Below are 11871 nucleotides of genomic sequence, written 5' to 3'. Positions count from 1 at the left end.
AATCGCATAGCTACCCATTACTCTCTCGTTACATTCCCGCCGGCGCCAGTGCAGGCACAGCGGAAAGCCCGACAGAATTATCAGGCGGGGTAACTATCGGCAGAGTTAAGGAAGAGTTTAGGCAGCAGCCACCGGTTGCGACTGCGCGAAGCGGACAGCCTAACGGTGGCGTCCGTCCTCCGGGCGCTGCCACAGCCAGATGGCGACCAGCAGCATGGCGCAGGGCGCCACCACCTGCACCCAGGGCATCAGTGGCAGGTAAAGAATCAGGCCGCTGCTCAGGGCCATCATCACCGTCGCCGACCATTTCGCCCGGCGCGGCACCGCACCCCGTTCGCGCCAGGCGCGGATACTGACGCCGTGACGCGGGTGTTCCAGCAGCCAGCGCTCCACCGCCGGCCAGCCCCTGCTGGCGCACCAGGCGGCCAGCAACCAGAAGGGCACAGTGGGTAGCCCCGGCACAACAATGCCAATCCCGCCCAGCAACAGGGTCAGCAGGGCCGCCGCCCGCCACAGAAGAGCGGCCAGCGGGCCCGGGGAAGGGGGCTCCGGAGGCCCGCACTGAGTAGTAGTATTCTTCACGGGGAGTCAGTATCCTTCGCTGCTCCTGAATTGCAACCGGCCGTCCGGCCCGCTTCCATCGATGACCTACTGCCTGGCCATTGCCCTCGACGAGGGCCTGGTGTTCTGCTCCGACTCCCGCACCAACGCCGGTGCCGACCGCGTCAGCACCTACAGCAAGATGCACCGCTTCTCGGTACCCTACGACCGCTCTCTGGTCCTGTTGAGCGCCGGCAACCTGGCCACCAGCCAGGCGGTGGTGTCCCAGATCCAGCGCGACCTGGAGGAAGACAACGGATTCAATATCCTGGAGGCGCGCTACGTTTCGGAAATCGCCGACTATGTCGGCAAGCTGAGCGTGCGCGAACAGGCCAAGCACAGTGGCGACAACGCCCCCCTGGCGGGCTTTGACGCCGGCGCCACCTTCATTCTCGGCGGCCAGATCAAGGGCCACGCGCCGGAACTGTACATGATCTACCCCGAGGGCAACCACATCACCGCCTCGGAGCAGCACCCCTACCTGCAGATTGGCGAGACCAAGTACGGCAAGCCCATCCTGGATCGCATTATCCGCCGCAACACCCCCTACGCCACGGCCATGCGCTGCGCCCTGGTGTCGATGGACTCCACCATCCGCTCCAATGCCACCGTGGGGCCGCCGCTGGAATGCCTGTTCTACAAGACCGACAGCCTGCAGCCCCAGGCCCAGTACTTCAAACTGGACGAGCACCACCCCTACCTGGCCCTGCTGCGCCAGTCCTGGGACGACAACATTCGCCAGGCCTTCGACAACCTGCCGTCCCTCAACGAGGTGTTTGCAAAAGAGCAATAACCCGGTCGACGAAGCTCAGCTTCATCTCCACCGCCGTGTTCAGGACAAAGGGATAGGCGTCCGCCAGCCCGGCACTGCGGTTCAGTTCATTCAGGGACACACTCAGCTCGCGCCAGCACTCGATGCGCCGCGGCATGCTCATCTGCGCCGGCGATTGATCAATCAGGTCATAGGCGGCGGCGGTTTCCAGGGCGTCGTAGATATGCAGGTAATGCCCCCAGCTCTCGGCCCAGTCCTCGCTGGGATGGGCACTTGCGTAGGCGCTGATATAGCGACTGCTCCAGTCCGGGGGCGGCCCCTGTTCATAGTGGGCCTGTAGTGCCCCGGCGTAATCCACCGATTCTTCCCCGAACAGCTCGCGAAATGCCCCCCGGATATCCCCGCCGGCCTGCAGGTACTGCCAGAAATAGTGCCCGCTCTCGTGGCGCAGGTGGCCGAGCACGGTGCGGTAATCCTCCTGCAGGGACTGGCGCTGGGCCTCCCGCGCGACATCGTCCGCTTCCAGCAGGTTGATGGTAATCACACCGGCGGCATAGCCGGTGTGGGCAAGGCCCTCGGTAAAACCGTGGCCACTGCGTTCATCTTCCACAAAATCGAAAGCCAGCCCCCGCTGCGGCGACTGCGCCAGGGTTTCCAGGGGCAGGCCCAGTTCCAGCAGGGTGAAAAGAAGCCGCTTCTTGGCCTGCTCCATGCGCGCCCAGCGCGCGGCGTTGTCCGCCACCCCGGTGTTGGGCACGGTGCGATTGAACTGGCAGGCCAGGCAGCGCGACTCTTCCCCGGCGGCAGCGACCAGCCAGTTGCACACGGCAAAGTCGCGGCCATTGCTGCACAGGCGCCAGCTTGCGCCGTCTTCTGACAACCACTGCTCGCCATCCAGTTGCAGGGCCAGCATGTCCATACTGCCGGGGTCAAAGCCCAGGGTTGCACCACAGGCCGAGCACAGGGCGTTGTCGAAGAACACCGCCTGGCCACAGCGACAGCGAAAGCGCTTCATCCGGGCTGGCCTTCCAGGCGGGTGACATCCACTTCCACCTCCAGGGTGTGGCCGGCGCCACCACCGAGAATGGTGCCCTTGAAGGGTGTGACATCGGCGTAGTCCCGGCCCCAGGCGGTGGTGATGTGCTGCTGGCTGGCCAGCAGGTTGTTGGTGGGATCGAAATCGCACCAGCCCTCCGCCGGCGAGAACACCGAGAACCAGGCGTGACTGGCATCCGAGCCCTGCAGCTTGGGCTGGCCGGGCGGCGGCAGGGTTTCCAGATAGCCGCTGACATAGCGCGCCGGGTAGCCGAGCGAGCGCAGGCAGCCGATGGCAAAGTGGGCGAAGTCCTGGCACACGCCGCGGCGGTGTTCAATCACCTCGGACAGGGGGGTGGCCACATCGGTGTGGTGGGGGTCGTAGGCGAAGTCGCTGAAAATACGCTCGGTCAGTTCCCGCACACAGGACAGGAAGGGGCGCTCATCGTCGAAACTCGGCGCCGCGTAGTCGGCCAGCTCCGGGCCGGCCTGCACCAGGGGCGAGTCGAGCTGGAACTCGCGCGCCAGCAGGGCACCCGGAGTCGCGTTCGGCACTTCGCTCGCTTGCTCGTCTTGGCTGTTAGTGCCGGCCAGTTGCCGGCGCACGTCGGCGCAGGTGGCGCCAAAATCCAGCGACAGGCTGGCCCGCTCGCGGGTGACCTCCACTTCGCTGGTGGCCGTAATTTCCAGCACCTCGTGGGGGAACTGTACGCTGAAGTGGTAACTGCGATTGCCGAAATAGTCGCGCCGGTCGCTGGCCAGGGCCGGCCGCGGCTGCAGGCTGATCTGCGCCTTGCGGCACAGCTGGTAGGGCGTGTCCCGGGGCAGCAGGTGGGCCACGCTGTGGCACTGGTTGACTGTCCCCTGGTAGCGATAGCGCGTGGTGTGGCGAATGCGGTATTTCACGGCTCAACCTCGCGCCTGTCCGGCCCCGGGCCCAGCGGACGCGGCCCGCCGGTGTGATCGAAGCAGTGGTCGCTGATCGCCGTGGCAATGCCACCCAGCAGGTGGTGGCTGCGGGCCAGCAACTGGTCCAGCCCGCTGCGCAGGACATCGCCGCCACCGCTGGCCAGTGCCTCCAGGTCGGCCAGCTGCAACTGGGTTCCCGCCTCCAGCAACAGGCGCTGGGGCCGCGGCAGGCGTCCATTCCCGGCGCTGACCGGAATCTGTTCCAGGTGGCCCTTCAGTTCCTCCAGCTGGAACAACACAGAACGCGGGTTGGCGGCGTTGAGCAGGAGGTGATCGAGGCCGCTGGCGACATCAAGCTGGCGCTGGTAGCGATGGCGGTAGGTGCTCAGGGAGTCCAGGCTCAGCAGCGCCGTCTCCAGCATCAGGTCCTGGTCCTCGCCGGCCGTCTTGCGCACCCAGAGCGAGCGCAGCAGGGACAGGATTTGCAGGCTCCGCTCAATGCGCCGCCCGGCCTGCAGAAAGTGCCAGCCCTGGCCGCGCACCATGGACTCCTGCACCAGTCCGGCCAGAGCCAGCAGGGCGGTGACCAGTGCGTTCAGCTCCTCCTGCTGGGCCGGGCCCACGCCGTGCTGCAGGCGCCGGGGTAACTGCTGCATGCGACCGCTGACATCGTTGAGGATGCGCTGGGTATCGGTGGACATGAAGTCTTTCACCTGCCCCACCGTACTCAGCATGGCGGCCAGAGAGTGGGCCACGCTGCCTGGGCGCTGGCTCTCCAGCACCACCGCCAGCAACTCCGGTTGCGGGTCCTTCTGCACCCCGGATTCCACCATAAAGCCCGGGTAGGTGCAGGTGAGCTGGGTGACCGCCCGCAACAGCAAACTGCGACTGTCGGCGCTGGGCGGATTGGCGCCGTCGAGACTGGCGAAGACGATGCGCAGCAGCCGCAGTGCCGACTCGGCGCGCTCGGTGTAGCGTCCCAGCCAGAACAGGTTCTCCACCACCCTGCTGGGTAACTCGGCACTGGCGCCGGGTTCGCGGGCGATTGCCTGGCTCGCGGCGGGCTCGAGCTTCTCCGGCTCCGAGGCCAGCACCCAGGTGTCCTTGCTGGGCGAACCGGCGCGATTGGAAATCTCGAAATTGCCGTCGGCGCGGGCCACCCGGGTCAGGCCGCCGGACATGACGATATAGGAGGACTCGCCCGCCACCGCAAAGGTGCGCAGGATGGCCGGTCGACCCGCCGCGCTGCCCGCTCCCGGCCCGTCCCACTCGCCGTCCCATACCGGCGTCAGCGACGGCTGCAGGAAGGGCTGGGCGGAGAAACTGCCCGGACGCTGCAGGATGCGCTGGCGCAGCGTCTCGCGCCCGGCCCGGGCGAGGCTCCCGGCATGGACGGTGCGACCATCGCTGCCGCTGTGGATGCTCTTGATCACCATGTCTTCGAACCGGTCCAGCACCAGGGCACGGTCTTCGGGGTCGCCGCACCAGTAGGTGGGGGCAGCTTCCAGGGCCGGTTCCCGCCCCAGCAGGTGGCGCGCGGCCGCGGGGAGGTATTTCAGCAAGGCGGTATTTTCCAGCACCCCGCAGCCGAGGGGGTTGGCCACCGCAACACGCCCTGCGCGCACGACTTCCAGCAGGCCGGGCACTCCCAGCTGGGAATCGGGGCGCAGCTCGACCGGGTCGCAGTAGTCATCATCGACACGGCGCAGGATGACGTCGATGCGGCTCAGGCCGCCCAGGGTTTTCAGCCACACATAGCCGTCGCGCACCGTCAGGTCGCTGCCCTGTACCAGGGAGTAGCCGAGGTAGTTGGCCAGGAACAGGTGCTCGAAGTAGGTCTCGTTGTAGGCCCCGGGTGTCAGCATCACCACCCGCGGCAGGCCGCCGTTGGGCGCCAGGGTGTTGAGTCGGGTACGCAGGCTGTTGAAGTAGTGGGACAGGCGGTGCACGTGGCTGTCCCGGAACAGGCTGGGAAAGACGCGCGCCATCACTCTGCGGTTTTCCAGCGCGTAGCCCGCGCCACTGGGTACCTGGGTGCGGTCTGCGATCACCCGCATGCGGCCGTCGGGCCCGCGCAGCATGTCCACCGCGTACTGGATGATGTGCTGCTCACCGGGCAGGGCGATGCCGTCGCAGGCGCGCAGGAACCCGGGGTGCCCGAACACCAGCTCGGCGGGAATGATGCCGAGCTTGATCAGGCTGCGCGGGCCGTAGATATCCCGCAGCACCAGGTTCAGCAACTCGGCCCGCTCGCGCACGCCGGATTCAATACGCTGCCACTCGCGGCTGTCCAGCAGCAGGGGCAGTGGGTCCAGGGACCACTCCCGGGCACCGCCGCTGCTGTAGTCGTTGTAGCTGGCGCCGTCGTCCTGCAGCAGGCGCTCCACCATCTGCAGCCGGTCGCTGCGCTCCTCGGCACTGAAGCCTGAGAGGCTGCCGAGCAGGTACTCCCAGTGCTGGCGCAGGTCGCCGTCTGGCGCATAGGCTTCGCTGAAGGCGGTGCCGGAGGCTGCCACACTCGCGCTGTCGGAGGGTTTCAACATTTGCGCGATGCACCGGTCCGCGACATGGCGAATCTATACATCAGCATGGCCAGACCGGGCGCCTCAGGTCCAGGGTATGGGGGTACTCGCCGGCGGGTTCTTCCGGCGGCGGCGCCATCGGCCGCGGCGGCTGCTGGTGGGGGAAGAACTCGCGGATACTGTCCAGCCCCCCCACCGGCGGCAGGATGCTCTGGCTGTGCCCGGCCTGCCAGAAGCGGCTGACCCGGCGCGACTCCGCCTCGAAGGCATTCACCGGCAAGGTGTCGTAGCTGCGCCCGCCCGGGTGGGAGACGTGATAGGTGCAGCCGCCGATGGAGCGGCCGTTCCAGGTATCGATGACATCGAACACCAGCGGCGCGTGAATGCCGATGCGCGGGTGCAGGGCCGAGGGCGGTTGCCAGGCGCGGTAGCGCACCGCCGCGACATATTCGCCCTGGCGACCGGTGCTGCGCAGGGGCACCCGGCGCCCGTTGCAGGCCAGCAGGTGGCGGCCCGGCGTCAGGCCGGAGAGCTTCACCTGCAGGCGCTCCACCGAGGAATCGACATAGCGCGAGGTGCCAAAGCTGCTGACCTCCTCGCCCAGTACATGCCAGGGTTCGATGGCCCAGCGCAGCTCCAGGTTGATATCGTCGATATCGAGGTTGCCGTAATGGGGGAAGCGAAATTCCTCGAAGGGCGCCAGCCAATCCAGCTGGAACGGGATGCCGTGATCGTTGAGATCCGCCACCACATCCTTCACATCCGCCCACACATAGTGGGGCATCATGAAGCGGTCGTGCAGCAGGGTGCCCCAGCGCACCAGCGGCGCGCGATAGGGCTGATCCCAGAATCGCGCCACCAGGCTGCGCAACAGCAGCATCTGCACCAGCGCCATCTGCGGGTGGGGCGGCATTTCAAAGCCGCGAAATTCCAGAATACCCTGGCGGCCACTGGCAGTGCCGGGGGAATAGAGCTTGTCAATACAGAACTCGGAGCGGTGGGTGTTGCCGGTAATGTCGATGAGCAGGTTGCGCATCACCCGGTCCACAATCCAGGGCGCGGTGGCCTCCCCCTCGGGCAGCTGGCTGAAGGCGATCTCCAGCTCGTAGAGCATTTCGTCGCGGCCCTCGTCCACCCGCGGCGCCTGGCTGGTGGGGCCGAGAAACAAGCCGGAAAACAGGTAGGACAGGCCCGGGTGGTGCTGCCAGTAGGTCACCAGGCTCTGCAAGAGGTGCGGGCGCCGCAGCAGGGGGCTGTCTTCCGGACGCTGGCCGCCCAGGGTGACGTGATTGCCGCCGCCGGTACCCGAGTGGCGCCCGTCGAGCATGAACTTCTCGGTGCCCAGTCGCGCCTTGCGCGCTTCCTCGTAGAGGATGTGGGTATTGTCGACCAGCGCCTGCCAGCTCGGGGCAGGGTGGATATTGACTTCAATAACGCCGGGGTCGGGAGTCACCAGCAGGCGGGTCAGGCGCGGGTCCCGGGGCGGCTCGTAGCCCTCGATGACCACCGGCAGTTGCAGCGCTGTCGCCACCGATTCAACCGCCTGCAGCAGGTCGACATAGTGTTCAAGGTACTCCAGCGGCGGCAGGAACACATGTATTTTGCCGTCGCGCGGCTCGACGCAGAGCGTGGTACGAATCACCCAGGGCACCGCTGCAGAGGCCGGTGGCGTCTCGTTTTCCGGCGCTTCCCCCGCGCCTTGCAGCCGCGTGATCGGCGCCAGCGGCTGGCGCGGCGCGAAGGGGTCGCGCTCCGGTACCAGCAGTTCGGCCTCGTCCTCGGGCAGGTCCAGCGAATCCAGTGGCAGGCGCAGCCCCATCGGGGAGTCGCCCGGAATCAGGTTGATGCGATCAGCTCGCAGCTTCCAGCGACCGGACAGCCAGGGGCCACCCTCCTGGCGCTCGACCGGCAGGATGAAACCGCTGGCTTCATTGAGGCCGCGGCTCAGCAGGCGCGCCAGGCGCCTCCGCTCCTGGCCGTCCTTGAGGTCGGCACTGGCGGGATCGAGATTGTCCGGCGTTTGCTGCTCACGCCACAGGTAGTAGAGGCTGTCTTCGTAGGCGGGCTGCACACAGTCGGCGGGAAGCGCCAGGCGCTTCGCCAGGGCGTGGATGAAGGCTTCCGCCTCGGGCAATTCGTGGCCGTACTTGCGGTCCACCCGCGCCAGCAGCTCCGGTTGCTGCCACAGGGGCTCGCCATCGGCGCGCCAGAAACAACCCAGCGCCCAGCGCGGGGTGGGCTCACCGGGATACCACTTGCCCTGGCCGTAGTGCAGCAGGCCGCCGGGCGCAAAGCGTTCGCGCAGGCGGATCAGCAGATCCTTGGCCAGCTTCAGTTTGTGCTCACCCAGCGCCGCCACATTCCACTGCGCCGAATCCATGTCATCGATGGAAACAAAAGTCGGCTCGCCGCCCATGGTCAGGCGCACATCGCCGGCCTCCAGTTGCGCGTCCACCGCCTGCCCCAGCGCCTGTATCGCCTGCCACTGACCCTCGCTGTAGGGCTTGGTGACCCGCGGGTCCTCGTGGATGCGCTCCACCACATTCTCGTAACTGAATTCCACTTCGCACTTGGAGGTGGCGCCGGTAATCGGCGCCGCGGAGATCGGCGATGGGGTACATGCCAGGGGAATATGGCTCTCGCCGGCGAACAGGCCGGAGGTGGGATCAAGGCCGACCCAGCCCGCCCCCGGCAGGAACACTTCGCACCAGGCGTGCAGATCGGTGAAATCCGCGGTCGGGCCGGAGGGACCGTCGAGGGATTTCATATCCGGCGCCAGCTGCACCAGGTAACCCGAGCAGAAGCGCGCCGCCAGGCCCAGGTGGCGCAGGACCTGTACCAGCAGCCAGCCGGTATCGCGGCAGGAGCCGCGGCCCAGTTCCAGGGTCTCCTCGCAGGTCTGCACCCCCGGTTCCATGCGCACGTTGTACTCGATGTCGCGCTCCAGGCGCTGGTTGAGCGCCACCAGGAAGTCATTGATGGGAGTTTTGTCCCGCGACACCTGCTGTAGCCAGGCCTTGAGCAGCGGGCCGTCGTCGGTGATTTCCAGGTAGGGAGCCAGTTCCTTGCGGCTGGCCGCGTCGTAACTGAAAGGATAGTGCCCGGCGTAATCCTCCACGAAGAAGTCGAAGGGGTTGATCACCGTCATGTCGGTGATCACCTCCACTTCCACACTGAGATGGTTCACCTTTTCCGGGAACACCAGGCGGGCCAGGAAGTTGCCGAAGGGGTCCTGCTGCCAGTTGATGAAGTGCGGCTGTGGCTGCACCTTCAGTGAATAGCTGTAGATGCGGTTGCGACAGTGAGGGGCGGGGCGCAGACGCAGAATATGCGGCGACAGCGATACCTGGCGATCGAAGCGGTAGTAGGTGTTGTGCCGCACGGCAACGCGAATACTCATGGTTGGCTTCCTGGGTTGCTGTCGTTCATATCACTTGTCGCTGGCGGACACTGCCGCTAGACGCTCCCGACTGCTCAATCGGCTGGCGGGCCAGGATTGTCGCCTCAGGTCTCCGGGTGGAACCAGGTATCGCCGATCAACACATGCAACTGGTTGATCAGCAACTGGAAATCATCGATGTAACGGTGAAACTCGGTCGGTTCGAGCTGCTCTGCCCGCAGCCGGCCCAGTTTGCGGCGCATGCGTTCGATATGCCGCATGACGTCGTCGTTGTTGCTCAGCGCCTTGACCGCGTCGCGCATGCCGCGCAGACAGTACAACACAGAACGGGGATGATCGCCCTGCTTGAGTACGAATTCCGCCACCGAGGTACCGTCCAGCAGCGGACCGACCGTGCGCCGGTAGGCACCAAGCGCCGACAGTGACTGCAGCAGCGAACTCCAGACCAGGGGGTCGATGGCCGCGAAGCGGCTGTCCCTCTCCAGCAGCTCCATCACTCCCACATCCACTACCCGCGTGGTCATGTCGCAGCGCTCGATCAGGTGCCCGAGGCGGGTGAAACGGTAGGCGTGATCGCGGCTGAGGGTGGTCTGCAGCATACCGTTGATCATCTGGCAGCGGCTCACCACTTCGTCGAGAAAGGCCTGGCGATTGCGGCGGCCAATGGACCTGTCCGCCGCTTCCTTCACAAACAGGTGGAGTTCGTTGACCTGCTCCCAGGTTTCTTCCGGCAGCACTTCCCGGGTGGTGCGCACGTTCTCCCGCGCACTGCGCACGGAGGAGACCACGCTGCCGGGATTGTCCGTATCCGACACAAGAAATTTGACAATGTTCTGCTCGCTCGCCGTGCGGTAGCGACTGTAGAACTGCGGCTCGGCATCGAGGATACGCAGCAGTACATCCCAGCCCAGTTCGGCGCCGCGGGGGATATCCATGATCAACAGGTGGTAGCTGCCCACCAGGCGGGCGATGTCCTCGGCCCGCTCCAGATAGCGCGCCTTCCAGTACAGGCGCTCTGCAACCCGGGACAGCATGGTCATGCCTTGCCCTCCACGATCCAGGTGTCCTTGCTGCCACCGCCCTGGGAGGAGTTCACCACCAGTGAGCCTTTCACCAGTGCCACCCGGGTCAGCCCCCCGGGCGTCACCCAGCTGTCCTTGCCCTGCAGGATAAACGGGCGCAGATCGAGGTGGCGGGGCTCGATGCCGCCGTCGCAGTAGGTGGGGGCGGTGGACAGGGACAGGGTCGGCTGGGCGATGTAATTGCGCGGGTTTTTCTCGATCAGCCCGGCAAACCGGCGACGGGTGGCGGCGCTGGCGTGGGGGCCCACCATGATGCCGTAACCGCCGGACTCATTGGCCGGCTTGACCACCAGCTTGTCGAGGTTGTTGAGAACGTAGGTGCGATCCTTCGGGTCCATGCACAGGTAAGTCGGCACACTGTCGATCAGCGGCTTCTCGCCCAGGTAGTAGCGGATCATCTCCGGCACATAGGCGTAGACCACCTTGTCGTCGGCCACGCCGCTGCCGGGGGCATTGGCGATGGCCACCTTGCCCGCCTTCCAGGCGCGCATCAGGCCAGGTACTCCCAGCACCGAATCCTCGCGGAACGCTTCCGGATCCATGAAATCCTCGTCGATGCGGCGGTAGACCACATCCACCCGCATGGGGCCGTCGACGGTGCGCATGTACACGCAGTCGTCGTCGCCCACAATAAGGTCCGGCCCCTCCACCAGTTCCGCGCCCATGCCGTGGGCCAGGAAGGCGTGCTCGAAATAGGCGGAGTTGTAGATGCCCGGCGTCAGCACCACGATGCAGGGCCGCTTGCGGTCCCGCGGCGAGAGCGAGGCGAGGGTGCGGTACAACTGGGACGGATAATCATCCACCGGCAGGATGCTGTAGTTTTCAAACAGTTCGGGCAGTACCCGCTTGGTGATCTCGCGGTTTTCCACCATGTAGGAGACGCCTGACGGCACCCGCAGGTTGTCCTCCAGTACGTAGAACCTGCCGTCGGCGTTGCGCACCAGGTCGGAACCGCAAATGTGGGCCCAGACGCCGTAGCGCGGTGACATGCCCTGGCACTGGGGTTTGTAATTGCTGGATTCGAGCACGATATCCGCCGGCACGATGCCCTCGGCGAGGATGCGCTGCTTGTTGTAGATGTCGTCGATAAAGCAATTCAGGGCGCGACTGCGTTGCATCAGGCCGCGGCTGACCTTCTTCCACTGCTTGGCGGAGATAACCCGGGGGATGATGTCGAAGGGCCAGGCGCGGTCGATGTTGCCGCCCTCGGTGTACACCGTGAAGGAAATGCCCATCTCGCGGATGGCCAGTTCCGCCGCCTCGCGCCGGGCGGCCATCTCGTCTGCGTCAAGCTGCTGAAACAGGTTGATGGCACCGCGCGCCGCGGTGCGGGGAGATCCACGGCCGGTAATCAGTTCGTCGTAAAACGACCCCGGCTGATACGAAGACCAGTGATTGTTCATCGCTTCTGCTTCGCCCCTCATTCCAATAAAGCGGAGGGGTGACCGCGGGCCACCGGAAACCGCAACTGTGGGAAGTTACTTTGAGAGTAGCGCAAAGCCGCAGGCATCGCTATAGAGCCAGACAAGATAGCGCCCTTCAAGACCGGCC

The 11871-nt window shown here is 65.8% G+C and carries 8 protein-coding genes; 1 reads left to right on the top strand and 7 read right to left on the bottom strand.

Translation table 11 applies throughout. The annotated features are described in order from the left end of the window. Positions 1 to 159: 159 nt before the first annotated feature. Positions 160 to 582, bottom strand: a complete 423-nt coding sequence (locus FVW59_RS18770; protein WP_222711572.1) for a YbaN family protein — start codon at positions 580 to 582, stop codon at positions 160 to 162. Between the two features lie 61 nt (positions 583 to 643). Between FVW59_RS18770 and FVW59_RS18765 the strand changes: the two genes are divergently transcribed. Further along, positions 644 to 1393: a proteasome-type protease gene (locus FVW59_RS18765; protein ID WP_148065916.1), complete on the top strand. Its 750-nt coding sequence runs from the start codon at positions 644 to 646 to the stop codon at positions 1391 to 1393. Here the strand turns inward: FVW59_RS18765 and FVW59_RS18760 are convergent. The 6 genes from FVW59_RS18760 to FVW59_RS18735 all read right to left on the bottom strand — a co-directional run bounded on the left by FVW59_RS18760 (position 1365) and on the right by FVW59_RS18735 (position 11723). Next, positions 1365 to 2387 carry a zinc-binding metallopeptidase family protein gene (locus FVW59_RS18760; RefSeq protein ID WP_148065915.1) on the bottom strand — a complete coding sequence of 341 codons (1023 nt, stop codon included), beginning with the start codon at positions 2385 to 2387 and terminating at the stop codon, positions 1365 to 1367. The genes FVW59_RS18765 and FVW59_RS18760 overlap by 29 nt on opposite strands. Then, complete coding sequence (locus tag FVW59_RS18755) at positions 2384 to 3313, bottom strand: transglutaminase family protein (protein WP_148065914.1); 930 nt, start codon at positions 3311 to 3313, stop codon at positions 2384 to 2386. The genes FVW59_RS18760 and FVW59_RS18755 overlap by 4 nt, the downstream gene beginning before the upstream one ends. Then, a complete protein-coding gene (locus FVW59_RS18750; protein WP_148065913.1) occupies positions 3310 to 5859 on the bottom strand; it encodes a circularly permuted type 2 ATP-grasp protein in 2550 nt (849 codons plus the stop codon). The genes FVW59_RS18755 and FVW59_RS18750 overlap by 4 nt, the downstream gene beginning before the upstream one ends. 40 nt (positions 5860 to 5899) lie before the next feature. Beyond that, positions 5900 to 9238: a transglutaminase family protein gene (locus tag FVW59_RS18745; RefSeq protein ID WP_148065912.1), complete on the bottom strand. Its 3339-nt coding sequence runs from the start codon at positions 9236 to 9238 to the stop codon at positions 5900 to 5902. A gap of 104 nt (positions 9239 to 9342) precedes the next feature. Continuing rightward, entirely contained in the window at positions 9343 to 10278 is a 936-nt protein-coding gene (locus FVW59_RS18740; protein WP_148065911.1) for an alpha-E domain-containing protein, read from the bottom strand. Then, positions 10275 to 11723, bottom strand: coding sequence for a circularly permuted type 2 ATP-grasp protein (locus tag FVW59_RS18735; RefSeq protein ID WP_148065910.1), 1449 nt, complete (start codon positions 11721 to 11723; stop codon positions 10275 to 10277). The genes FVW59_RS18740 and FVW59_RS18735 overlap by 4 nt, the downstream gene beginning before the upstream one ends. Positions 11724 to 11871 lie beyond the last annotated feature (148 nt).

This window comes from Parahaliea aestuarii (assembly GCF_008064635.1).
Lineage (GTDB): Bacteria > Pseudomonadota > Gammaproteobacteria > Pseudomonadales > Halieaceae > Parahaliea > Parahaliea aestuarii.
This window is presented reverse-complemented; position numbering and strand designations above follow the sequence as displayed.

What these genes read in the sequence shown, in the direction of transcription:
- FVW59_RS18750 (WP_148065913.1), bottom strand. Translation starts at nt 5,859, where the DNA reads ATGTTGAAACCCTCCGACAGCGCGAGTGTGGCAGCCTCCGGCACCGCC.
- FVW59_RS18740 (WP_148065911.1), bottom strand. Translation starts at nt 10,278, where the DNA reads ATGACCATGCTGTCCCGGGTTGCAGAGCGCCTGTACTGGAAGGCGCGC.
- FVW59_RS18760 (WP_148065915.1), bottom strand. Translation starts at nt 2,387, where the DNA reads ATGAAGCGCTTTCGCTGTCGCTGTGGCCAGGCGGTGTTCTTCGACAAC.
- FVW59_RS18765 (WP_148065916.1), top strand. Translation starts at nt 644, where the DNA reads ATGACCTACTGCCTGGCCATTGCCCTCGACGAGGGCCTGGTGTTCTGC.
- FVW59_RS18735 (WP_148065910.1), bottom strand. Translation starts at nt 11,723, where the DNA reads ATGAACAATCACTGGTCTTCGTATCAGCCGGGGTCGTTTTACGACGAA.
- FVW59_RS18745 (WP_148065912.1), bottom strand. Translation starts at nt 9,238, where the DNA reads ATGAGTATTCGCGTTGCCGTGCGGCACAACACCTACTACCGCTTCGAT.